The 25,590-nt window shown below is 48.0% G+C and carries 18 protein-coding genes, 2 tRNA genes and 1 pseudogene; 11 read left to right on the top strand and 10 right to left on the bottom strand.

Annotation, left to right across the window (positions count from 1 at the left end; all coding sequences use genetic code 11):
- Positions 1–8: 8 nt before the first annotated feature.
- Entirely contained in the window at positions 9–1,079 is a 1,071-nt protein-coding gene (gene ompA / locus RHD99_RS16300) for a porin OmpA (RefSeq protein WP_309875237.1), read from the bottom strand.
- 360 nt (positions 1,080–1,439) lie between these two features.
- Positions 1,440–1,865, bottom strand: a pseudogene (sulA, locus tag RHD99_RS16295) (SOS-induced cell division inhibitor SulA); the annotation flags it as partial.
- Positions 1,866–2,169: 304 nt separating this feature from the next.
- On the opposite strand from sulA, the gene RHD99_RS16290 reads away from it, so the two are divergent.
- Positions 2,170–2,784 (top strand): TfoX/Sxy family DNA transformation protein, encoded by a 615-nt coding sequence (locus tag RHD99_RS16290; protein WP_183273028.1) that lies wholly within the window; start codon positions 2,170–2,172, stop codon positions 2,782–2,784.
- Here the strand turns inward: RHD99_RS16290 and yccS are convergent.
- Both yccS and RHD99_RS16280 read right to left on the bottom strand, forming a co-directional pair.
- Entirely contained in the window at positions 2,781–4,916 is a 2,136-nt protein-coding gene (yccS, locus tag RHD99_RS16285) for a YccS family putative transporter (RefSeq protein WP_309875235.1), read from the bottom strand. The genes RHD99_RS16290 and yccS overlap by 4 nt on opposite strands.
- Before the next feature lie 24 nt (positions 4,917–4,940).
- Positions 4,941–5,387, bottom strand: coding sequence for a YccF domain-containing protein (locus RHD99_RS16280; RefSeq protein WP_183273026.1), 447 nt, complete (start codon positions 5,385–5,387; stop codon positions 4,941–4,943).
- 132 nt (positions 5,388–5,519) lie between these two features.
- Between RHD99_RS16280 and helD the strand changes: the two genes are divergently transcribed.
- Positions 5,520–7,574, top strand: a complete 2,055-nt coding sequence (gene helD, locus RHD99_RS16275; RefSeq protein ID WP_309875233.1) for a DNA helicase IV — start codon at positions 5,520–5,522, stop codon at positions 7,572–7,574.
- Here helD and mgsA read toward each other — a convergent pair whose 3' ends face one another.
- Entirely contained in the window at positions 7,575–8,033 is a 459-nt protein-coding gene (mgsA, locus tag RHD99_RS16270) for a methylglyoxal synthase (RefSeq protein ID WP_183273024.1), read from the bottom strand. It abuts the gene before it with no gap.
- Between the two features lie 109 nt (positions 8,034–8,142).
- Complete coding sequence (gene csgI, locus RHD99_RS16265) at positions 8,143–8,805, bottom strand: curli synthesis inhibitor (protein ID WP_309875231.1); 663 nt, start codon at positions 8,803–8,805, stop codon at positions 8,143–8,145.
- A gap of 185 nt (positions 8,806–8,990) precedes the next feature.
- On the opposite strand from csgI, the gene RHD99_RS16260 reads away from it, so the two are divergent.
- Positions 8,991–9,404 (top strand): CoA-binding protein, encoded by a 414-nt coding sequence (locus tag RHD99_RS16260; protein ID WP_309875230.1) that lies wholly within the window; start codon positions 8,991–8,993, stop codon positions 9,402–9,404.
- Between the two features lie 28 nt (positions 9,405–9,432).
- Here the strand turns inward: RHD99_RS16260 and hspQ are convergent, their stop codons facing one another.
- A complete protein-coding gene (hspQ, locus tag RHD99_RS16255; protein WP_309875227.1) occupies positions 9,433–9,750 on the bottom strand; it encodes a heat shock protein HspQ in 318 nt (105 codons plus the stop codon).
- A 67-nt stretch (positions 9,751–9,817) separates the two neighbouring features.
- Positions 9,818–11,008, bottom strand: coding sequence for a 23S rRNA (cytosine(1962)-C(5))-methyltransferase RlmI (gene rlmI / locus RHD99_RS16250; RefSeq protein ID WP_183273020.1), 1,191 nt, complete (start codon positions 11,006–11,008; stop codon positions 9,818–9,820).
- A gap of 90 nt (positions 11,009–11,098) precedes the next feature.
- Here rlmI and yccX point away from each other — a divergent pair, with 90 nt between their 5' ends.
- Positions 11,099–11,380, top strand: a complete 282-nt coding sequence (gene yccX, locus RHD99_RS16245) for an acylphosphatase (RefSeq protein ID WP_183273019.1) — start codon at positions 11,099–11,101, stop codon at positions 11,378–11,380.
- A gap of 143 nt (positions 11,381–11,523) precedes the next feature.
- On the opposite strand, the gene tusE is transcribed toward yccX, so the two are convergent.
- A complete protein-coding gene (tusE, locus tag RHD99_RS16240) occupies positions 11,524–11,856 on the bottom strand; it encodes a sulfurtransferase TusE (RefSeq protein WP_309875226.1) in 333 nt (110 codons plus the stop codon).
- Positions 11,857–11,963: 107 nt separating this feature from the next.
- Positions 11,964–12,623 carry an FtsH protease modulator YccA gene (gene yccA / locus RHD99_RS16235; RefSeq protein WP_121813931.1) on the bottom strand — a complete coding sequence of 220 codons (660 nt, stop codon included), beginning with the start codon at positions 12,621–12,623 and terminating at the stop codon, positions 11,964–11,966.
- Between the two features lie 251 nt (positions 12,624–12,874).
- Between yccA and RHD99_RS16230 the strand changes: the two genes are divergently transcribed.
- From RHD99_RS16230 to RHD99_RS16200, 7 genes are all read left to right on the top strand, one after another.
- Entirely contained in the window at positions 12,875–14,476 is a 1,602-nt protein-coding gene (locus RHD99_RS16230; RefSeq protein ID WP_309879185.1) for an ABC transporter substrate-binding protein, read from the top strand.
- Between the two features lie 163 nt (positions 14,477–14,639).
- Positions 14,640–14,727, top strand: a tRNA-Ser gene (locus RHD99_RS16225).
- Between the two features lie 152 nt (positions 14,728–14,879).
- A tRNA-Ser gene (locus RHD99_RS16220) sits at positions 14,880–14,967 on the top strand.
- Positions 14,968–15,648: 681 nt separating this feature from the next.
- Complete coding sequence (locus RHD99_RS16215) at positions 15,649–19,257, top strand: peroxidase family protein (RefSeq protein ID WP_309875225.1); 3,609 nt, start codon at positions 15,649–15,651, stop codon at positions 19,255–19,257.
- 426 nt (positions 19,258–19,683) lie between these two features.
- Positions 19,684–21,060, top strand: a complete 1,377-nt coding sequence (locus RHD99_RS16210; RefSeq protein WP_309875224.1) for a hypothetical protein — start codon at positions 19,684–19,686, stop codon at positions 21,058–21,060.
- 32 nt (positions 21,061–21,092) lie between these two features.
- On the top strand, positions 21,093–23,972 hold the full coding sequence (locus tag RHD99_RS16205; RefSeq protein ID WP_309875222.1) for a CHAT domain-containing protein: 2,880 nt from the start codon (positions 21,093–21,095) through the stop codon (positions 23,970–23,972).
- Positions 23,973–24,459: 487 nt separating this feature from the next.
- Positions 24,460–25,494 carry a sugar ABC transporter substrate-binding protein gene (locus RHD99_RS16200; RefSeq protein WP_309875220.1) on the top strand — a complete coding sequence of 345 codons (1,035 nt, stop codon included), beginning with the start codon at positions 24,460–24,462 and terminating at the stop codon, positions 25,492–25,494.
- Positions 25,495–25,590 lie beyond the last annotated feature (96 nt).

Genomic DNA, 25,590 nt, shown 5'->3' with positions numbered 1-25,590 from the left:
AAACCAGCTTATGCAGCAGGCTGAGTTACAACGTCTTTGATACCTTTAACTTCGATCTCTACGCGACGATCTGGAGCCAGGCAATCAATCAGTTTAGCTTTAGGAGCTACGTTATCACAGGTGTTGCCAGTAACTGGGTTAGATTCGCCCATACCGCGTGGGGAGATCTTGTTAGCTGGGATACCTTTAGAGATCAGGTAATCAACAACAGACTGTGCACGTTTGTCAGACAGTTTCTGGTTGTACTGGTCGGAACCGATACGGTCGGTGAAGCCCAGAACTACAACAGAACCATCTTTCGGGTCGAGGTTGCTCAACTGAGTATACAGTTGATCCAGTGCCTGCTGACCTTCTGGTTTCAGAGTTGCTTTGTTGAAGTTGAACAGAACATCAGACTTCAGAGTGAAGTGCTTGGTCTGTACTTCTGGAGCTGGAGCTGGAGCTGGAGCTACAACTGGAGCTGCTTCGGACTGACCGAAACGGTAAGAAACACCCAGGCTCAGCATGCCGTTGTCTGGACGAGTACCTACGGTATTCGCGTCACCGATGTTGTTAACCCACTGGTAATCCAGGCGAGTTGCGATATCACGGGTGATTGCATATTCCAGACCAACTGCTGCCAGTGGGGAAACGCCAGTGTCGTGTTCGCTACGGGTAACGCCAGTAGAAGCGTAGTTACCTTTAGAGTCTGCACGCCATACCATACCACCCAGACGAGTGTAGATGTCCAGGTCGTCATTGATTGGGTAGCTCAGTTTAGCAGCCAGTTGAACGCCTTGCGCTTTGAAAGCACCGTTATCAACGCTGCCTTTATAAGGCATACGACCTAACCAGTCGTAACCCATTTCGAAACCAACGTACGGGTTAACCTGGTAACCACCGAACGCACCAGCACCCAATTGGCTGCTGTGAGTAGGGCCGTTGTTGTTCTGGTAACCGTTACCGTAGAAACCGGTATCGTGGAACTGGGACCAACCCAACTTACCACCTGCATACCAGGTGTTATCTTTCGGTGCGGCCTGCGCTACGGTAGCGAAGCCAGCCAGTGCCACTGCAATCGCGATAGCTGTCTTTTTCATTTTTTGCGCCTCATTATCATCCAAAAAGGCCATGAGCTTTAAAATCGCTCTAAAGCCCAGGGTTAAATCCTTCGCCCGAGTTTATGCTCACTTGTTACTCTACCGATCAATCGGTGTTATGGAAGAGCAACCCTGGCGAGCTAAAGTCTACAACGTAGTTGAAAACTTACAAGTGTGAAGTCCCTCAGGCATATGAAAAAAAACGATTTACGTTCACACTTTCTAACAGATTTGTGTAAAAAATGGACTATGCGGATAGGGCGGAAGGCCGCCTGGAGCGGCTTGCAGCGCGGATTCTTGATAATTCACAATGAATTGTCAGCAGGAAAGAAAAAGTTCCAGGAATTCTCTTAAATTTACTTAATGATACAAACTAGAATGAATTTTTAGGCCAGTTCGTGGTCGATCACCTGTTTTCGAAGTACGTGTTGGACGCATAATAAAGCCAATTGCGTTACCCATTTCAGCTGCAGATGACAACTGAATATGCTCCTCGTCAGTCAATTCATCAGGTAACCAACCGATCACAACACTGTAATTTCCTGTCTGCAGTGCTTTTACCATAGCATCTACGGTGAAAAGTGGATCTAACTGGCTTACCTGCATCACTTTTGTCAGCGGAAGACCCGCAGATTGTACCCACTTACGACTCAATTTTTGCTGCGGCGTTAGCCACAACTGCCAGCGAGACTGCTGACCAAGCTGTTGCAGCAGGGGCAGGAGTACCAACTGCGTAATCCACGGCTGATCTTCACTGTAGATCACTTCACTGATCAACCCTTTTATGTTGTTACCCGCTGATGGCTGAGTCAATGAAGACGCAGAATCTGGAACATTGGCAACGTGAGTTAGAACGTTATGTGATTGCATAGTTAATCCCGCCTGATGGGTTACTGTATGAATATACAGTAATACCAGTTCGGACAAAGATCAATCTAAATTTCGGAAAGCGTATCGCAATTTCAACATGTAAATCGCCGGAAAGAGAGAATGTGATTGCCGTCGGTCATCATGTTACTTATTTTCGTGTTACTGGATGCGGTAATAAATCGTCATGGTACGTTATGGATTGATATTTAAGGATATATTCATGAAGAAGCGGTCTTATGCAAGGATTCATCAATCAAAGGAATGTTTATCTCCGTTAGGCGATATCAGTTATCGCTCGCTATTTGGTGGATATAGTTTGACCGTCGAGAATGTGGTGTTTGCCATGGTTTCTGAGGGGGAACTTTATCTCCGGGCAAGTGAACAATCGGAAGTTTACTTCGTTGAAAAAGCATCAGAGTCCCTGGTTTATCAAAAGCGCGGACGAGCAATCGCGCTCAATTATTATCATGTTGACGAAGCGCTGTGGTCCGATCGGGAAAAACTATTGCAGCTTTCAACCGATGCTTTGTATAGCGCACGACGAGAAAAATCGCGCCTGAAAGCGCAGCAACGGCTCAAAGATTTACCCAATTTAACTCACAGTCTGGAGATGATGTTATGGGAAGTGGGAATTGCTGATGTGCGGACACTTCACGCCTATGGTGCAAAACGGTCATGGATAAAATTGAGACATTTGAAGAAAGGGCTGGGTGTACGAGTCTTGTTGGCGTTAGCAGGCGCAATCTGCGGTGTTCATGAAGCGGCACTCCCGGCAGCAACGCGCCGGGAGTTAGTCGAGTGGGGGCATCTTTACGCGAAACGGCAGCCTCGTTAAACGTGTTGCTGCGAAACAAGTTGCTGAAGGCGTGATATTTCAGGCAGCAGCGCAACCAGCAGGCCAATTTGTTGAAGCACCAATGGCTCTTTGGTATCTGGTTGCGGCTCAAGCAAGTTGATACGTTCTGAAAGCCCCCGTAGCGCCTTCTGAACCCGCTCCTCATCGGCAGGCAGATGATGCAGTGCGTCATCTACGTAACACACAGCGTCATCAAGTAATAACAAGATATCCTCGTTGGTTAACTGTTCGCGGTGTGCACCTAACGCCGAAATATAGCTGTTAAAGGTGTGATTGAGACACAGTAAGCGAAACGCAGTTTCCTGCATCTCTGGCGAAACGCGCGGCTCAGATGACATATTGGACACCACTGATGCCAGCTCCGCATCTTTGTTATGTGCATCGCGTCGTGCGATTCGGTACTCAACGCGGTTATCTCGCCCTTGATGGTACTGCTCAAGAATCGCATCCAGATAGCGGCAGTTCGCGTTAAAAGCACGCTCAACGACTAACGGTAATCTGCGAAAACGCCAGTCAGGCCAAACGAAACTTACCGCTGCCCATGCAATGGCACAGCCCAACAGAGTATCGAAGATACGCGGCATGGCGACTTCGAACCCTTCACCGAGTAAGTTGAAGCACAGCAATACCAGTAAGGTGATAAACATCGTGGCATGTGCGTACTGCACGTTGCGAAACGCAAAGAAGAGCACGCCAGTAATCACGATTAAAACCAGCTGTCCTTCAATTGAGGGCACGAAGTACAGCACCGGAAGTCCTATCGCTACCCCCACTAACGTGCCGATGATACGCAATGCCAAACGGCGGCGAGTGGCGTTGTAGTTTGGCTGACAAACAAACAGGCTGGTCAGCAGGATCCAGTAGCCATGTTTTAGCCCGGTAAACTGAATGAATGCGTAGCCGACACACAACACCAGCGACATCCGCACCGCATGGCGAAATAACGCCGATTCCGGTGTTAAGTTGCGTTTCAACCGCTGCCAGACATCGCCAAACCCAGTTATACGATCATCAGCCAGGCGGTTTTCGATATCGCTTTGTGGAGCGGCAAGCGCTTGCTCGGATTCAATTGTTGCCAGTTGGGCGTCAATGGCGCGTAAATTACTGACCAGGAAGCCGAGCGCTTTAAATTCACCTGCCAGATATTGGTCGGCTTTCAGTCTTTCGATCGCGGCATCAAGATGCGTAAACGCACGTTCAAAACGCAGGTCATGTTGATACTTCTCGCGTAATAAAATTGAACGCGAAAGTTGTAAACAGGCCTGTGACTGCATGGTCAGAAGGCGTTGAAAGCGGAACATAATATCGCTGTAGCGGAACGTATCGCGTAATGCCTGGTACTGGATATGCGAAGAACTGGCGCGTTCGTGAATATCCTGCGCGACAAAATAGTAGTGCAAAGTACGACGCGTGCCTCGTTGCCCACGATCTCCACGTAAACGCGTCAATAATGAACCTTTCGTCTGATTCAGCGTGGTGACCAGTTGGCTGTTAGCCATCGCAAGTTCCAGCATTGGCGCCTGGTTTTCGTCTTCGATGTCGGGGTCGAACATCATCGCTTTGACTTCCAGATAACGAGCGAGGCTTTCATAACATCTCGCCAGGTTATCCTGGAGCGGCCGAATCGGGAAAACAAGATGTCCAGCAAGCGTCAGCACGTTGTACCAGATAGCACCTGCCAACAGCAGAATCGGTTGCTGATACCAGTGCTCGTATAAAGAAATACCGAGCATGGTATAAATGGCGATAAGCAATGCCCCGAAGGCAATGGTGGCGTAACGTTGGCCTAATCCACCCAGCAAAATAAATCCACTGGTGGAAACCATTAGCCCGATGCCAAAAAATATCGGCCACGGGAACAATAACTCTACTGATGCTGACGCAATAAAAAAGCTAACTAAGGTAATCAGAAGATTGCGCAAGCGCCCAGCCAGCCGGTCATCCAGATCTGCGAGCGCTGCGGCAACGACACCGAGTGTTAATGGGATAGTCAGCTTAACGTCACCCAGCCACCAGGGGAGGGCGGCAGTCCCCGTAAGCGCGATGAAGATACGCAAGTTATAGAGCCAGGTGCTGTTCCAGGTATAACGGCGCAGAATTGGACTAAGCATTAATACTCACTATTCTTTTCTGATTTACTGGAAACGACGTCGGGCATTGGCTTCACGTGCTGCTTGCGCAGTTTCAACAGAAACCACGCGACGGCCAACAGGCCAAAGCGCGATAGCCGCTATTTTGAAGTTAGCGATTCCAACAGGAATACCAATAATAGTGATGCATTGTGCGATACCGGTGCAGATATGTAGCACACAGAGCCACCAGCCGAAAAACACCAGCCAGACAATATTCAGCAATGTACCACCGGTATTCATCAGGGCACTTTTGCTCTGTGGATTGAGCTCATCAACATGAATGGCTTCGTTACCGTACGGTACAAATGAGAGTTTGGTTATCTCCCAGCAGGATCGGGTCAGTGGTAACGTGAAGATAAAAATGATACTGACAAGCGTGGCCAGCAACCAGGATAGGGTAGTCAAAAAGCCACCCAGTACAAAATTCAAAACGTTCAGGACTGTACGCATACTCACTCTTCGTTGATCTGAATGTAGATAAATGAATAACCACAACAATTGTAACGCGTTTTTACCCTGGAGCGTCATTCCTTCGGCAGGTAAACTTAACCACAACCTCTATATTGGATCAGGCAAAGCGTAATGGAACTGAAAGCGACCTCCTTAGGCAAACATTTAGCACAACATCCCTACAATCGCGTGAGATTGTTGGCTGCTGGTGTTGAGGTAAAGGGTGAACGTCATGAATACCTTATTCCATTCAATCAGTTAATTGCCATTAATTGCAAGCGCGGCCTGGTGTGGGGGGAGCTTGAATTTGTCCTGCCAGATGACAAAGTCGTGCGTCTCCACGGGACAGAATGGAGTGAAACGCAGCGCTTTTATCATCATCTCGATACGCTATGGCAGAGTTGGAGTGCTGAGATGAGTGACGTTGCGGCTCAGGTTTTGCATCAACAGTACGCTGAAATTACACGCCGGATTCAGCAGGAAAAGTGGTTTAAACGCAGCGATATGCAGGCATTACAACAAAATGTTCGCGCTGCATTTACCGGGTTGCCACTTCCTCAGGCACGACTAGAAGATTTCGAAAATTGCCGAGAAGTCTGGCTTCAGTGCAAAGCCTGGCTTGAGCAAGGCGAGCAACGCCGCAGTCAACGCAATACTGCTTTTACCAAACACATGCTTGAAAAGTATGCTGATTTCTTCCAGAAAATAGAAAGCTCGCCACTGAACCCTTCCCAGGCTCGCGCTGTAGTAAATGGTGAAGATTCGTTATTAGTGCTGGCGGGAGCCGGGAGCGGCAAAACTTCAGTTCTGGTTGCGCGTGCCGGCTGGTTGTTACAACGCGGCGAAGCCAGTGAAGATCAAATCTTATTGCTGGCATTTGGCCGCAAAGCCGCGCAAGAAATGGATCAGCGCATTGCCGAACGCCTGCATACGGATGCGATCTCAGCCCGCACATTTCATGCGTTAGCATTGCATATTATTCAGCAAGGCAGCAAAAAAGTACCGCGCGTTAGTGAACTGGAATCTGATACCCACGCACGCCATCAACTGCTCATTGAAAGCTGGCAGCAACAATGTCGTGAGAAAAAAGCGCAGGCAAAAGGGTGGCGTGAGTGGCTAAGCGAAGAGTTGCAATGGGAAGTGCCAGAAGGCGAATACTGGAAAGATGAACGCTTAGCCAAACGCCTGGCCAGCCGCTTAGATCGTTGGTTGGGGTTAATGCGCATGCATGGGGGATCTCAGGCTGAAATGATTGCCTCCGCACCTGAGGAAATCCGGGATGTCTTTGCGAAACGCGTCAAACTTATGGCTCCGTTATTAAAAACCTGGAAAACGGCGCTGAAGTCCGAAGAAGCCGTCGATTTTTCAGGCTTGATTCATCAGGCAGTCAATGTGCTGGAAAAGGGGCGATTTATCAGCCCATGGAAGCATATTCTGGTGGATGAATTTCAGGACCTTTCACCTCAACGCGCGGCACTACTGGCAGCATTGAGAAAGCAAAACTCGCACACGTCGTTATATGCCGTCGGCGATGACTGGCAGGCGATCTATCGTTTCAGCGGAGCAGAAATGTCGCTGACGACCGCCTTCGCTCACCACTTTGGCGATGCAGATCAGTGCGCGCTGGATACCACGTACCGTTTCAACGACCGCATTGGTGAAATAGCGAACCGATTCGTGCAGCAGAACCCACATCAACTCGCCAAGCCGTTAAACAGCCTGTCCAAAGGTGATAAAAAAGCCGTCACGTTATTAGCCGATGATCAGCTTGAAGCATTGCTCGATAAGATGAGCGGCTATGTGCAGCCACAGCAGCGAATTCTGGTGTTGGCGCGTTACCATCATTTACGTCCGGCCATTCTGGAAAAGGCTGCGACACGTTGGCCAAAACTGGCGATCGAGTTCATGACCATTCACGCCAGTAAAGGGCAACAAGCTGATTATGTTGTGATATTAGGCTTACAAGAAGGGAAAGACGGTTTCCCGGCGGTGGTGCGTGAATCTGTCATGGAGGAAGCATTACTGCCGCAGCCAGAAGATTATCCGGATGCTGAGGAGCGGAGATTGTTGTATGTGGCAATGACGCGGGCTCGTCATCGTGTCTGGCTGCTATTCAACAAAAAAGAACCGTCCAGTTTTGTCGATATCCTGAAACACCTTGGCGTGCCCGCTGCAAATCGACCGTAATTATTTCAGTCGTTCTGCAAGATAACGTGAGTAATCGGGGATCAAAATTTCTACTGACTGATTAAAGCCCGGCGATTGAATAATAAAATCGGCGGTGGATAAATTGGTCGCTACAGGAATGTTCCACACCGTCGCCAGACGCAGCAATGCTTTAACATCCGGGTCGTGTGGAACGGCATTCAACGGGTCCCAGAAGAAAATGAGCACATCAATTTTCCCTTCAGAAATCAACGCGCCAACTTGCTGATCACCGCCCATTGGGCCGCTTAGCATGGCATTGACATCAAGACCGCTGCCGCGCTGAATGAGATTCCCGGTGGTCCCGGTGGCGTACAACACATGTTGGGCCAAAACCGACTTGTGGCGTTCCACCCATTTCAACAACGCATCTTTGCAGTGATCGTGCGCAACCAGTGCAATATGCTTTTTTTCCGCCAGGGTGCGGGTTGTTAATTCCATTGGTTAATCCTGATTGATTAATATTGATTGATTAATAATGTCTACAGCTTACTGGAAGCCACTGATGCTGCAAGAGAAGGGTGTCAAAAATGCGGGAATTGAAAGGCAATTATTGGCCGGGGTTGTCCTTCACCCATTGTAAGAAACGCTCGCGAGTGGATTTGTCTGCTTGTAAAAACCAATACTTGAGCCGCTGCTCGGTCAACGTTTCAGACTGGGGTGGCACATCAAGTTCGGTTGCACGTGACAGCAACGAACTATCATCTGCCATCATCGTGGCGAAGCCTTTTATCGACGCGACCTTGCCTGATTTGTTGTAAAACTGGGTATCTTGTTCGTAATCAATTCCTTGCGGCGTTACTTTTACCGGTAAAACATCAACTTTCACAGGAATGACCGCGGCATTACCGTCCAGTAACTGAAGATGCGGGGCCAGGTCAAACTCTTCGCTCTCTTTATCGTTTTCAATGCGGGGTAAATTAAAATTGACCTGGCTGACCTCCTTAGTATCGAAACTGACTATCAAAGGAGGGGAAATATAAAGACGCTGTTCGCGGGCGTTGGCACGAATATTTTTTTCAACGCGAAACACTAATTGATGTGGGCCGTTATCCAGTTCGAGGCTATCAGCCCCTCTTAATAAAGAACTGGAAACCTTTTTCCCATCAAGCACCAGCAAATCGATATCCGTGGACAGACGTAACGTTGTCGCCCACGATTCAAGCGGCAAAAGAAGTAACCAACATATCGCGATAAAGAACACTGTTCTCATCAATTTCTCCTGCCAGGGTAAATGGGACTATCCTTGACTTAATGTATCAAAATTTTTCACAAGGTCAGTTCATTAACATATAGACATATTTCGTGAAATTGCTCTACTACCTGTGTATGGGAAAGATGGTGAGTCAGTAAGGGATGACATACAATTTTGATTACGAAGTCCCAGCGGAGAGTGTGATGAAACAGGCAGATATTCAAACTATTTTAAAAAACACCCGAACAATTGCCCTTGTGGGAGCCAGTGATAAACCGGATCGCCCAAGCTATAGGGTGATGGCCTATTTGCTGGATCAAGGATATGAAGTGATTCCTGTGTCACCAAAAGTGGCCGGTAAAACCCTGTTGGGTCAGCAAGGCTATGGATCTCTTGCAGAAATTCCGCAAAAAGTGGATATGGTCGACGTGTTTCGAAACTCAGAAGCGGCATGGGAAGTGGCGAGAGAAGCTATCGCCATCGGTGCAAAAACGTTGTGGATGCAGCTAGGTGTCATCAATGAACAGGCTGCGGTGCTGGCACAGGATGCCGGTTTAAACGTGGTGATGGACAAATGCCCGGCGATTGAAATCCCTCGACTAGGCCTGGCGAAATAATAAAAAACCCCGCATTGCGGGGTTTTTGCTAATTACGCAGGCGAGGTGCCTGAAGCTGCTGCCGTATCGAAGCCGCCAATTCATCCATCGACGGTTGTTCGGGATGCTCGTCTTGTGACTCCCCACTTAACTGGACTTCAGCAAGATAAGTATGCACCGCCTGGCCATCATCATCTTCCATCACTACATGATACCAGGGGGCACTCCGGAGGGCATCGTTAACGGCCAGATCATCTTCTGCGGGTTCATCCAGAGAGTAATCCGGGTCAATATCGACCACGACTCCCAGATAGCCCAGCAAAGAATGTCGTACTTGCTGGCCGATGCCGAATTTGCTGGCAATCATAGTCACCTCCTGAGAAACGTCGAAGCACTTTAAATTTCAATGTGCGGGCAAGTTTCTACTTTTCAAGCTACATGACGCGACAGGCAAACCCTTTCAGATACAGGCCTTCCGGGTAGGTCGCGATCACTGGGTGGTCAGCGGCCTGACGGAACTGCTCTATAAATTGTACATCACGCCCAGCATCTACGGCGGCATCGGCGATGATTTTCTGGAATAAATCTGTCGTCATTAATCCTGAACATGAGTACGTCATTAAAATGCCACCCGGATTCAATAACTGGATTGCCAGCATATTGATATCTTTATAGCCACGACATGCGCCCATCAACTGGTTCTTATTCTCGACAAATTTCGGCGGGTCCATCACGATAACGTCGAACTTCTCACCCTGGTCGCGGTATTTGCGCAGCAGTTTGAACACGTCGTCACGCAGGAATTCCGCTTTACTCAAATCGAGTTTGTTCAGCTCGACGTTTTTCTTCGCTACATCCAAAGCGTCCTGAGAGGTATCGACGCTGACAACCTGGCGACAGCCGCCCATCAGAGCAGAAACCGCAAAACCACCGGTGTAGGAGAAGCAATTCAACACACGCTTATCTTTCACATACTGGCGAGTTGCAAAACGACTGTCACGTTGGTCAAGGTAATAACCCGTTTTGTGGCCACCCTTAATATCAACCAATAACTTCATGCCGTGCTCTTCGATTGGCAACAGGTCAGGAGGCAATTCGCCGCTCACCGGGCCTTGCGTCAATTCCATTCCTTCTTTCTTACGCACTGCCACGTCCGAACGGTCATAGATTGCGCATTCTGGATAGAGATTTTGCAGTGCGGCGACCAACGCCGGGCGTTGGTATTCAGCGCCAGCAGAAAGCAGTTGCAGAACCAGGAAGTTACCGAAGCGATCAATTGTCACACCGGGCAGACCATCAGATTCGCCAGCGATCAGACGATAGCTGTCCAGTCCATCACGAGCGGCCAGCCAGTTGCGCCACTGTTGTGCCTGCTGCAAACGACGCGTGAAGAATTCGATATCGATGCTTTCATTGGCATCGAAAGTCCAGACGCGAGCACGGATTTGCGATGAAGGGGAGTAGGCGGCACGTGCCAACCATTTGCCCTGGCTATCGACAACATCAATTGTTTCGCCAAGATTGGCTTTGCCTTCCATGCGTGCGACAGCACCAGAAAACACCCACGGATGACGGCGCAATAACGACTTTTCACGCCCTTTGGTTAACACTAAACGTACACTCATAATTTGCTATGCTTTCTTGCTAAGAATTTGGCGTCATTTTCCGGTTAACACCGGGTAAATGCAACGTAAGAACCCGAAACGGAGGAAGTTATGACCACAGTATGCACACTTGCCTGGGTCCACGGCCTGGTTCAGGGGGTTGGTTTTCGCTACAGCACACAGCGTGAGGCGTTAAAACTGGGTTTAACCGGTTACGCCCGTAACATGGATGATGGAAGCGTTGAGGTATTAGCCTGCGGTGATGCACCCCAGGTGGAAAAACTTATCGCGTGGCTAAAAGCAGGAGGGCCGCGCAGCGCTCGGGTTGATAAAGTGCTGACTGAGCCTCACCAACCCGATCGCCAATGGGCAGATTTTAGTATTCGCTACTAAGAACCTATCCCATTAGGCTATTTTATTTGTGAGTTTCGCCCTGGGCTGTGCTCAAAATCCTCACGTACTACGTGTACGTTCCGGTTTTTCCGCGCAGTCCGAGTCAAAACTCACTGCATCAATCACGCCTACTGGCATAGGTTCTAAATACACTTCACCGGCTTTGGCAGCCCGGCAATTTTTGTTGCCTGCTTGGCCGGCCCTTTGGGAAACAAACGATATAAGTAGCGGCTATTGCCTTTCTCTTCGCCAAATTTGGCCGCCATCGCTTTGACCAACATACGAATTGCCGGAGAGGTATTAAACTCCAGATAAAATTCGCGCACAAATCGCACCACTTCCCAGTGCTCTACTGCAAGCGTAATACCTTCTTTTGCAGCAATAACTTCCGCAAGCGGCTCGCTCCATTCCTGGCTATTTTTTAAATAACCATCGGCATCGGTTTCTATATCACGGCCTTCAAACATCAACGTCATTATTCTTTGCTCCAGACAAACTGGGCGCAGTGTAGCAAATTTTGCCGTGTCAGAAAAAACAAAGCCCCGCATTCGCGAGGCTTTGTAAGGTTTCGACTGGCTCGCGATTAATCGCGGCTTGCGAAGCCCAGAATGCTCAACAGGCTGATGAAGATGTTGTACAGAGAAACGTACAGACTCACTGTTGCGCGAATATAGTTAGTTTCACCACCACGGATGATGTTGCTGGTCTCAAACAAAATGGCGCCAGAAGAGATCAGAATAAACACCGCGCTAATTGCCAGGTGCAGAGCAGGCAGTTGCAGGAAGATGTTAGCAACCATACCGACCAGCACGACGACAACACCCGCCATCAGCATACCGCCCAGGAAGGACATGTCCTTACGGGTAGTCAGCACATATGCGGAGCAGCTAAAGAACACCAGTGCGGTGCCGCCCAGTGCCATACCAATGACATCGCCCATACCGGCTGAAATATAGGAGTTCAGCATTGGCCCAAGGATATAACCCAGGAAGCCAGTAAATGCGAACGCTGCCAGAATACCAGTCGGCTTATCTGCCAGACGATAGGTTAAAAACATCAGGCCATACATGCCGACCAGCGTCAGAATCAGGCCAGGAGACGGCAGCATCAACACGGTGCTGGCAGTTGCGGTAATCGCAGAAAACGCCAGCGTCAGGCTGAGCAGAAAATAAGTATTACGCAGTACCTTGTGGGTACTCAGCAGTGACGAACGGTCACGCGAGGAGGTAATTATGCGATCCATTCAGAAACTCTCTCTTATAGCAGGTGGTTATAGTGGCTGAGAATAATGGCCTCCTTTATTGCAAGGAAGCTATTTTACCCATCTTTACCAAGCCCGAATGAAAATAACAGACAAGACATCCGTCATAAAACTCACTTATATGTAACTGAAAATTATTGCTTAAATTCATTCGGGTGCTAAGAGTATTAACCGTACCGTCGTTAATAACTCAAATAAGGCGTGTTATGAAAACAAACAACCACATCACAGTTATGAAATCTTTTATTGCTATTGGATTGGCGAGTGCCATTTCGGGTGCCTGGGCGGCCAACGTGCCGGCAGGGACTGAATTGGCACAAAAACAAGAGCTTGTGCGCAACAATGGCAGTGAGCCAGCTTCACTTGATCCTCATAAGGTAGAGAGCAGTGTTGAGTCGGCGATTATCAGTGACTTTTTTGAGGGGCTGGTAGAAGTCCGCAATGATGGTTCCATTGAGCCAAGACTGGCTGAAAAATGGGAACAGAAAAGCAGCACGGAATGGGTTTTCCATCTTCGCCCTGGTATTAAATGGTCCAATGGTGAGCCGATCACCGCTGAAGATGTGGTCTGGAGTTGGCAGCGCCTGGTTGATCCCAAAATAGGGTCACCTTATGCAAGCTATCTTGGCAATATGCATGTAGAAAACGCGGCAGATATTGCAGAAGGTAAAAAATCCCCTGATACGTTGGGTGTGAAAGCATTAGATGATGCCACGCTACAAGTTACGCTGACTCAACCAACTGCCGCATTCCTCGCTATGCTCGCGCACACCTCGCTGGTGGTAGTTGATAAAGCCGTCGTTGAGAAGTTCGGCGATAAATGGACGCAGCCTGCTAATTTTGTGAGTAGTGGGCCATACACACTTTCTGACTGGGTGGTAAACGAAAAAGTTATCGGGGTGCGTAATAAAAACTATTGGGATGATAGCCATACCGTTATTAACAAAGTGACTTACTTACCCATCGCTTCCGAAACTGCCGATATCAACCGATACAAAGCGGGTGAGATTGATATTGTTTTAACTGTCCCGCAAACGCTGTACGCTTCACTGAAGAAATCCATACCCGATCAGGTCCATGTGACGCCTAAGCTTGCCACCTATTACTACCAATTTAATACCACTAAAGCGCCATTTAATGACCCGCGTGTACGTCGTGCGCTAAACATGGCACTGGATAAAGACATCATCGCTGAAAAAGTGTTGGGGCAGGGGCAAATCCCGGCCTGGGTCATCAGCCAAAAAGATATTGGTGGTGTTGAACTCAAATCTCCTGATTACGCCAGCTGGAGCCATGAGAAGCGTGTAGCAGAAGCGAAAAAGCTGCTGGAAGAGGCGGGATTTAATGCCACCCATCCATTGAAATTCAATCTGTTGTACAACACTTCTGAATCGCATCAACGCATTGCCATTGCCGCCAGTTCAATGTGGAGTAAAAAACTGGGGGTAGAAGCGAAACTGCAAAACCAGGAATGGAAAACCATGCTCGACACCATGCACAGCGGGACTTTTGACGTGGTGCGCTATGCGTGGATTGCTGATTACGACGATGCTGCGACTTTCCTGAATAACTTCCGCATGGGTGACAGTGAGAATACCTCGAAGTACAGCAATACCGCTTTTGATGACGCACTAAAAAATGCAGCCAAAGCAGACAATGTCGAACAGCGCGGTAAGTTCTACCAACAAGCCGAGGATAAACTGGCTGAAGACGTGCCAGCAATTCCGGTTTATCACTATGTGTTGGTGCAGTTAGTGAAGCCTTATGTTGGTGGATATGCGCCGAACAACCTCGGTTTCTACTACACCAAAGATATGTACATCAAAAAACATTAATGTCCGATTCGTTGCAAGCTGAAAAACCAGCAGCGCATTCTGATGTTAAATTACTCAAGTTGTTGGCGTTTTACTCAAACAATACAAATTTGGTGATTTATCAGGCGAACGAACAAAATCGTGCTTTACAGGAAGTATGGTGATGTTTATAGTTCGGCTCGTTGGAAGCGTGGCCGAGTGGTTGAAGGCACCGGTCTTGAAAACCGGCGATCCGAAAGGGTTCTAGAGTTCGAATCTCTACGCTTCCACCAACATTCAAGCCCTAGCTTAGAAATAAGCTGGGGCTTTTTCGTTTTAACTTTTTGATGTTTCAATTAAATAACACGATTTTGGTTATTTTTAAGGCGAACGAACAAAGTCAGGCTTTACAAGAAGTTCTGAGATGTTTATAGTTCGGCTCGTTGGAAGCGTGGCCGAGTGGTTGAAGGCACCGGTCTTGAAAACCGGCGATCCGAAAGGGTTCTAGAGTTCGAATCTCTACGCTTCCACCAACATTCAAGCCCCAGCTTAGAAATAAGCTGGGGCTTTTTCGTTTCTGGTGTTTTTACCATAAATTGACGCCTCCTAACCCTTTGTGTCCCTGCCGGAAGCAATAACTGTCATAGGCTCTATAGTTTGAGCATAGTCACTGTCTTTAGCTACTCACTACGAAGCATGGCGATGAATGCCTGAATGAGCACGGGTTCAGCGATATTGTTCACGCCAGGAAAATCATTAATATCTGCGGGCAGGTCACATCACACATAATGACCTCGATTATGATGTTGATGACAAGTAAATATAAGTTAGTTTAGATATGTCAACGAAGCGGTACTAGTAAAGTATTATTTTCAGATTTGTTTTATAAACTTTAATATTATTGATTTTAGCATGGCTTTATTAATAATTAATTGTCTTTATGATTGGTTCAATATTCGTTTGAAAAATTAAAGGTTGTTGAGGGTAATTATAAATAATTGACGGTTGTTAACTTATTGGCTTTATTAAATGTAAGGGCATCGCTTGTCTGCGCCTGCTATCACTTTGGCAAAGTCAGTCGTCGCGATTGTCCTGTGGGGGCTGAGCTGCTCTGTCTATTCGCTCATTTAACAATTCCAGGCGCGTAATTCGAGTGCCGCGTACCGGCTTCGGCTTTTCGTGCCTTTTCATAATCATTATTGAGAGAAATGAAAATGACCGATGCCAAAAAGTCTGACCTGAAATATATCCTCAAGCAAGTCTCTTTAACACAAACGGATGTCGACGACGTCAACGTCAATATATTATCCAACCATCTGCTGCCATTCGGGATGCGCACCTTCGAGGGTAGCTTTAACAACCTGGTCACAGGGCAAGGCAAGTTTGGGGCTACAGACCATTCCTTCCTGCGCTTTTATGATTCCACGTTTCAAGCGGGATACGATGGGATATGGTCGGTTATAGATCCGCCGTCATGGATTATCAGTAACCAGACCGCCAATATCTTGTCCACAGTTGAAGTGAACAAAGGTACCGATCCCATACTCTTAGCGAGCAAGGAAACGTCGAAGGATGGCGACGACGATGACGACGACAATGACGATGTCGGCGGCGACGGGGCCTTCCCGCTCAACGCCAGTGATGTCGCCAACCTGAAGAATCTCGTCAACGGGCTTGAAGGAGGTGAAGACAACGATGCGCTCGGGATCCGCGATCTCGAAGGCACCGGCAATAACCGTGTTCACCTTGACTATGGTTCGGCCGATCAGCCGTTCATACGACTCTCCGACGCGCACTACGGCGCTTACAATGAGACGACTCACAACCGCGACATCAACCCCCTGTTCTCCGGGCTGGATCCGCGAGCCATCAGCAATGTCCTTGGCGCACAGGAAGCAAACCTTTCTGGCAACGCCGCCGGCGTGAACAGCTTGTTCACGGCCTTCGGTCAGTACTTCGATCACGGTCTCGATTTCCTCGGTAAGGGAGGTAACGGAACGATCCAGATTGGCGCTCCGGGCACGGTTCCAAATCCCGCGGACCTGACTCGCGGCACCGTTGACAGCATTGATGCCAATGGCATCCCGCAGCATCTCAATAAGACATCGCCATTCGCTGACCAGAACCAAACTTATGGCTCGAACGAACTCGTCGGCTTGTTCCTGCGCGAAGGTGACGGACATGGCGGGTTTACGGGCAAGCTGTTGGAGGGCGGATTGGATCCATCGAATCCGAATTTCAAGCTGCTGCCCACGCTGAGGGAACTGATCCTGAATCACTGGAACAACAACACGCGGTTCACCGACAGCTCACTGCCGGGCGACCACAGTGTGACCTTCCAGGAGTACTTCGCCGGACTGGTCGACAGCAATGGCGTTATCAACCAGGCGATGCTCCCTGCCATGACGTCTAATTTCATGGGAAGTGGCTTTGCGCTGCTGCTCGACACCAACCCCTTTATCAACCTGCTCGACCACTACGTGGCGGGTGATGGACGGGCGAACGAGAACATCGCACTCACTGCGGTCCACAACATCTGGGCGCGGAATCACAACTTCCATGTCAACGGATTGCTCGACGCCGGATTTAATGGAACTGCTGAAGAGCTTTTCCAGGCTGCCAAGATCATCAACGAGGCTGAATATCAGCGCGTTATTTACACCGACTTTGCCGACAAGTTGCTTGGTGGCATGAGAGGCGAGGGCGATCACGGCTTCGCCGGGTACAATCCCGAAGTGGATGCACGCGTCTCACACGAGTTCGCGACGGCAGCTTACCGGTTCGGTCATTCGCTGATAGGGCAGACGCTGACGGTGCTCGACGCTCAGGGCAATCCAACACAGGTGCCGCTGTTCGACGCGTTCCTCAACCCGACCAACGATACGAGCGCGTTCAACTTCCCCAAAGCGCAATTGCCTTACTCTCCACAGCCTGGCTATGAGCAAATAGGTGTCGCCGGGATCATTGCCGGTGGTGTTGTCCAGCCTGCGGAAGAAGTTGACGTCAATATCGTCGATGCTGTCCGAAATGACCTCATTCGTATCAGTGCTGACGTGTTCGCCTTTGACGTCGCCCGCGAGTGGGACGTCGGTCTGGGTTCGATGAACCAGATCCGGGCCGACCTGATGGCCTCTCTCGATCCGTATGTGAGGGAGGCGGTCAGCTTTGCCGGCGATCTCACACCATACAGTTCGTGGGAGGACTTCCAGACACGGAACAATCTCAGCGACACCGTCATTGCGCAGTTCAAACAGGCCTATCCAGACCTCGTGCTGGAGGATGCTCAAATTGCAAACTTCCTGGCGGCTAATCCTGGCTATCAATTGGTCAACGGAAACACCGTCAAAGGCATCGACAGAGTGGATCTGTTCGTTGGCGGACTCGCCGAGAAGCACATCAATGGCGGTGTGGTTGGCCAGACCTTCTGGGTCATCATCCACGAGCAACTTGACCGGATCCAGGAAGGTGACCGGCTGTATTATCTCGACCGCGTGGAGCATCTGGACCTCTACGAGGCCATTGAGGAGCAGGGCTTTGCCGGGATCGTGGCACGCAACACGGGCCTGATCAATCTTCCAGAGAACATCTTCGGGACGAGTCAGCTCGATAATCCGCCGGTCGTTGCCTACCTCAACCTCGTCCTCAATGGTGGAAATGGCATTGACGTCCTCAATGGTGGGCTCGGCGACGACGTCCTCAATGGTGGAGGCGGAAACGACACGCTCAACGGTGGGGCCGGCAGCGATACCCTCAACGGCGGCTCTGGCGCGGATGAGATGGCGGGCGGTCTCGGTAATGACACCTATATCGTTGACAATAAGGGTGATGTTGTCACGGAAGGTCTTAATGGCGGGACGGATGTCGTCCAGACCACCCTCAACAATTACACCTTGACCGATAACGTTGAAACACTGGTGTTCACCGGGACAGGCAATTTCACCGGCAGAGGGAATGCCATTGCCAACACCATCAGCGGTGGCAGCGGTAATGACTTTTTGTATGGAATGGGAGGAAACGACCAACTGAACGGTGGGGCAGGAAATGACACCCTTGATGGTGGTGACGGTGCCGATAACCTTCAGGGCGGGGCCGGCAACGATAACATGATAGGCGGAGCGGGTAACGATAGACTCGAGGGTGGCCAGGGTGCCGATAGCATGACAGGTGGTGCCGGAGATGATGTTTATCTTGTTGATAATGTTATGGATGTTGTCAAGGAGGCTCTTGATGGCGGGACGGATTTTGTCCAGACCACCCTCACTAATTACACGTTGACCAATAACGTTGAAACACTGGTATTCACCGGGACAGGCTCTTTCACCGGCAGAGGGAATGCCATTGCCAACACCATCAACGGTGGCAGCGGTAATGACTTTTTGTATGGTCTGGGAGGAAACGACACGCTCAAGGGTGGGGCAGGAAATGACTCCCTTGATGGTGGTATCGGTGCCGATAACCTTCAGGGCGGGGCCGGCAACGATAACATGACAGGCGGAGCGGGTGACGACAGACTCGATGGTGGCCAGGGCGCTGATATCATGTCAGGTGGTGCCGGAAATGACACCTTCGTCTTTAGCGAAGGCTTTGGGCGAGACCGTATTACCAACGGTTTCGATAGTAATCCCAGCGGCGGACAGGACTACCTCGATCTGAGTTTATTAGGCATTGGTGTGGCGAATTTTGCCAGCAGCGTCACGATTGCTGGGGGAGCCGGTAATAGTACCGTCATTAACATCGGCAATCCTGCTAATGACAATGTCATTACTTTAGAAAACGTAAACTCTAAAAGCATCGATATTCATGATTTTATTCTAATCGGATAAGGAGAAGACGTTGTGGCGCCAGCATACGCCAACCGAACTAAAGGATTTATTAAAGGGCACGAAATCCACCTTTATAATGCTGTTCTTTTAGTTGTGTTAAATGTTTATGCTGGCGCCTGGGTCAAATTTTCAACGCGTTGAATACCTGGCAGAATGCTCGCTTTTTCGCCCTCATCATTTATGACGACGAATTATTCACATTCCCCAACTGATATGCACGTTCTGCAATGGACAGCAGACGATAACTGCCGCTCAATAGCATAAACAGTGATGTACCGGGTCAGGCAGTACGCTAGTTTTAATGCAGGGATGCTGGTTCAAAATCTGATTTATTCAACAAACCAAAGTGCTGTGCATAACTTGCTTTGCTATAAAATTAAAAAGTTTTAATACCAACGAATTATTATCTCCAATTCATCAGTTTATATGAGTGAATTTTCCAAAGTATTAAACTATGTTCCAATAAACATACTTGGAGTTATTTTCATGAAGCCCCTTATAATAATCGTGATGATAGCGCTCTCACTGCTTAGCTGCCATGGTACTGATGCTAATTCTGATTCATATTGGCTTAAACAGCCTGGTGATAGATCTAAGACAGTTATTATTTTTATTCATGGAGTTCTCGGTGATTCACATGAGACTTGGGCTACAGGTACGGGAAAACCTGAATGGCCAGATATTGTATTTAACGACAAACAGTTACAGCCAGTAGACGTATATGCAGTAGGTTACAAATCGGGGCCATTAGCAAGAACGTCCAACATTGAAGAAATTGCGGTAAGTATGTTGCGATCCATTGAAGATGAAAAGGTCTTTAAGCGATACGACAATGTTGTGTTTGTGGTGCATAGCATGGGGGGATTAATTGCCAAGAGAATGCTTCGCATGTTGCAGGTGAACACTCCCGAAAGTTTTCATAAAGTGAAAAGTGTGATTTTTTTCTCGACCCCTGCCCAGGGCGCAGATTTAGCAGTAATGGCAAAATGGATTAGCAACAATCCACAATTTGAAAATATGAAACCGTCAGATTTCAATCCCTTCCTTCAGGTTTTGGATAATGACTGGAATAGTTTGCTCCGTGCCCGAACCGTCGATGCCCCCTTCCCAAGAAGCTATTGCGCCTACGAAACAGAAGCTTTATGGCCAATGATTGTTGTTCCTCGCTCTGGTTCTGAACGGGGGTGTGATGAAACGCCAGTGGCGTTTGCTCGCAATCACTCTACGATTGTCAAGCCTTTGTCTGCCGATGATGAAATACACAAATATTTACGTGCTCGCATTTTGGATAGCCTTTCCACTGATGACAAAATACCTCAGCGAGTGGTAATCAAACTGGTTAAACCCGATGGATCATTAATAAAGGCGGGAGACTATGTGCATAGTGGAGATCAATATGCGATTGAAATTCATACTCGTAAACCAGCATGGTTTTATATTTTTAATATTGACAGTACAGGTTATCGGGAAAGATATTTCCCCAACGGTGATATTGCTGGTTTACAAAATGAACCCGTAACGTCTCTTCGTGTTCCCGGCGATCCCCAAAAATTCATGACACTGGATAACAATACGGGCATTGAACGCTTGTACTTTTTTGTTCTGAAAAATGCAGATCAACAGCTCGAAAAAGAACACCATGCTGCAGGTATTACGGCCAGAGTAACTCTTGATAACGCCATAGCTACAAAAACTCGAGGAGCTTATGTATCCCAGAAAAAACCATCAACCTCAGGTGAGACCATACTCTCTTCAAAAGGTGACTCCGCAACAGATATACTGATTTTTGAGCATAAACCATGATAAAAATGCTATGTCGGTTGCTAGTACTCTGTGTGGCGACAATCGGTGTTATTTTCGAATCTTCCCATGCTTCGAACTTGCCAACCATAGAACAAGATGAAATTAAAATCTTTGGCAAACTAATCCAACCGGGTGATAAATTTTCATCTTTTCAGTCAGTAACTATATTGTTATTTGTTTATCGATACTTGGCTTCCGGTCGCAGCGAGGAGGCCTATAGAATTTGCACAGCCCTGTATCAGGGAAGTGACTCAGAAAGTGTAAAAGATGGTGCACTTCAATGCATTTCACTAAGTAGCGTGATGTCAGGTCATTTTGACCGGGCTGAAACTATTATAATTAGGTCTGTGGCTGATTCTGAACATCTGACCGGGAAGGAACGCAGCAAATATGCGAGTAAACTCTTGGTTCTTGCCAATCTTTACCAGGAAAGAGGTTATTTCTTGATTGCTGATAAAGTCCTGCAAAAGGCCGAAGACGCACTTGAAAACGACGTCATTCCTCTGATACCAGAAAGCACCCAAGATCACCAGCAGGCCTCCCGCCTCAATCAGGAAGAGCAGCCTTATATGAACAAACTGGAAAAAAAAATTCAGCAGCTAATTTCTGCTGGTGTTGATGATGAAGAAAAGAATCATCAACTACAAAAGATTAATGATGAATTTCAAAAAGTGCTAACACGTTTTCTCAGCAGAAACTATGACCAGTCCACCCTGGCATTACATTTGAGTATTGTCAGAAAACGTTGGCATATTGCCAATATATCAGGAGATGCTGACAAAGCATTCTCATTACTTCGGGCAATAGTCATTTTATCAGCTAAATATGATGGGCGATTCATAAATTCATCCGAGGCATTAGCGGGTTACTATTATCTGATGAATAAAGGGGAGCCTGAAGAGGCCACAAAGTATTTAACCCTGGCAAAGGGAACAGCAAAATTAGATATTGGTTATTCCTTTGATGCTCCGGACCCATTGCCCACGACGTTTAATAATCCTGGCGCGGTGGCATTATTTGGTGACGCCAGTCACAGCAGTGTTATTGCTGGTGCCATAATGAATCTTGGGCGCGTTTATCGTGTCGAGGGGAATGTTATTCAGGCTCAGCGCTTCCTCAACGCAGCACTAAAAGGCACGCAATTTACATCCGGAGAGGACAGCAACGAGACAGCCAATATCATTTATGAACAGGCGTTAACTGAACGGCAAGAGGGTAAGCTAACAGTTTCTTTAACTCTGTTACGTAAGGCGCTCGCGATGGTTATTGCCAATGCTGAGGATGCGGCATTGTTGCCCAGTGGCAATGCTATAGAGTTGATGGGAAACAGAAATAAGATTGCACTTGAAATAATCGATTTATTGTACTCGTCGCCGCAGCTTCTATCAGAACCCCAGCGCATGCAGGTTCTGTTTGAAGCATTTCAGTGCCTGCACAGACAATTCACTGCGTCATCCATATCCTCGGCAAGTTTGCACTTGAACCAAACAAACCTCGAACATCGGAAATTACTGGATGATTACCAGACGGCGACGCGTAAACTAGCAACAACTCGTAGTTGGTATGCACGCCTGGAGTCAAATTCGTTAAACGTTGATGCCAGGCAGATCGAAGCTATTAATCTTCTTCGACAACTTCAGACTCAGCAAGGCGAAGTGATACGTCTCAGGAATAAACTCAATAAGGCGGGGATTCTGAACGCCTCTGATATAACGAGTCACAACAACTTCATGGAATTCCAGAAGAAGTTATTACCCGGAGAGGTCTTGTTACAATTTGCCTTCAACAACGTACATGGCTATGTGCTGGCTACGACACACCAGCAACAGCACATTGCTGTTATTAAAAGAGGGCGGATGGCATTTCGAAAAGACGTAGAAACTTTGCTGTATGAGGTATCTCATTTACCCAGTGATACCATGAAATTCTCCCTGAATATTGCCAATAGGCTGTATGAGCAATCGCTTGCTAATGTACTCAGTAAATTTCCGCAGGCAAAACGCTTACTGCTCGTCGCCGATGACGTATGGGATGGGTTCCCGTTTAGTGTGTTGGTGGAAGGTCGTCTTGAGCAGTCAATAGCAATTAACGATTATGACAAGGTCGATTGGCTGATACGCCGCTATGAGATTGCTTACTTACCTTCGCCCGCCTCTCTGGCCAGGTTAAGGGCCCGTCCTCCTTCTAAGGCACCTGATGATATTTTGGGTATTGGCAGCCCCGTCGGTCTGGTTCCTCGCTCTCCCACACGTGGGGCTTTTGTTGCTTCTTTGCTCCCTCAGCCAGACATACAAAATTTGACCGGAGCAGTCGCTGTTGGGGAACTTGAGCAAGTGGAAAAATTTTTCGCACCAGAGAAGCGGAAAATACTCATTGGCCCGGATGCAACCAATATTAATTTTTATAAGGCCAAGCCTGAAAACTATAAAATTCTTATATTTGCAACGCATGGTTATCTTGCATCAGATTTATCAGAAATTGGCGAACCAGCGCTGCTGATGTCCACCACTTCTCAGGACAGTAAACCCGCTTTTCTGACAGTTAATGATATTGCCTCGATGCGTATTGATGCCAATCTGGTATTGCTCAACGCCTGCAATACAGCCGGTAGTGATGGAATGCCGGGTGCTGAATCCTTAACAGGAATGACGAATGCGTTTTTCTTCTCTGGAGCTCGATCGGTGATTGCTTCATTGTGGTCAGTTAACGATCTGGCGGCGACAACGATGGGAGTTGAAGTAATAGGGCAATCTTCCAGGAAAAAGCAGTCGACGATAGCATCGCTATTACAGCAAACCATGCTGATGGCACTGAAAAACGGCCATGGACGGGAGAAACATCCCTACTATTGGGCTCCCTATGTCATCATCGGTGATCCAGCCATTGAACCGCTAAGTGCGTCCTATGAATAAAAAATCCAAGGGGCATCAGCGGGATTGAGGTCATAGTTTGGGTGCTAAATAGTATGGACATCCCTGATTAAACGGCATCAGCATGCAAAAATGGGCATGTGTCAAACTCGACCTTAAACTTCCTCGTCTAAAAACCCTGTGAAGATGAGTTCACCGGATGTTTACCTTTCTTTCCGACAAACCCAATATCGGTAATCACCAAGAAACACCACCCCTTAATGACCGTTCGGTCATTTCTATCTAAAAAACAACTCTCGCCAAAACTCTGTGTATTTATGCGATACAGAGCTTGTTTTAAGATGTTGTTTACCCCTGCGCAGTAAAAATATTACGTATTGATCACTTTTTCACAACATCTCAATTGACCGTTTGGTAACTCGAGATGTACCTTTCAGTCGTGAGATGCTTTTTTTATAGCCGTTTAATACCAGTAGCCAGGTATGAGGCTTCATTTCAGTAACGTTGGGATTTCAATCAAGGGGTAAACATGTTTATAAACAAGACAGGTGTTGCCAGTGCTGTGATGTTGGCGTTAGTTGCTTCGGCTTCAACCTTTGCTGCGGAAAAAGTACCGGTAATCGGTGTGGTTGCCATTGATCTGCAAAACTCATTTTTTGTACGGATGAGACAGGCGGGTGATGAGGCGGCAAAAGATTATGGCGTTAAGGTTATATGGCAGGGTTCTGAAGGTAGCCTTGAGAAAGAAATCTCAAATATTGAAAACTTTGTTAACCAGGGTGTCGATGTCATTTTAGTTGATCCTCTTGATCGTGCTGCTATTGCCAATGCGGTTCAAAAAGCGAAAGCAAAAAATATTCCTGTGGTTGCCATGGGTAATAAAGTCGATGGTAACTGGAATTACAACACGCTTTATCCCGACTATTCCAATATGAGTACGGTCGCCCGTGCATTAGCCAAGAAACTCGATGGCAAAGGCGAGGTGGCTCTACTGGTTGGCGGAAAAGGCAACTATGTCTCTGACACTCGCGAAAATGCGTTTCGCGATGTGATGTCAAAAGAGTTCCCTGGTATCAAACTGGTGGGAGTCGAAGCAACCAACTGGGACAGCACGCGTTCTTCTGATGCCATGCAAACATGGTTATCAACCTATCCAAATTTAAAAGGCGTGGGTTGTTTCGCCGATTCAATCTGCGTTGCGGCAAAAGCGATTGCGGATGCGAATGGCCGTCCTATTTCATTTGCCAGCTATGAAGGCGACCCTGAAATGTTCCCTCATGTCAGCGATGGCTCGAATGTCGTTGATGTATTAAACGGTGCATCTCGAGTGGGTTACTGGAATATTGCCGTTGCTGCTCGTCTCGCCAAAGGGGCGAAATACCCAACAGATCTGTTTATGCCTACCTATTTTGTTACATCAGATAAAACGGCGGCTGAATTAAAAGCTAATGGTCTGAGCTTCCCCTATATCACTCCGTCTAAGGCCGAATTGGTAGCGAAGGATTACCGTACAGAAATGTCACCTTCGAAGCCTGACTCAGCCATGACAGTCGCTGAACAGTAATAAAAACTGTTGCCCGGTGAATAACCGGGCTTTGGAGTTTCCCACGATGTCGCAAAACAGTGAGAGTACCCCCATCTCCCGGGGTTAAAGGGGCTG

This window comes from Buttiauxella selenatireducens (genome assembly GCF_031432975.1).
Taxonomy (GTDB): Bacteria; Pseudomonadota; Gammaproteobacteria; order Enterobacterales; family Enterobacteriaceae; genus Buttiauxella; species Buttiauxella selenatireducens.
This window is presented reverse-complemented; position numbering and strand designations above follow the sequence as displayed.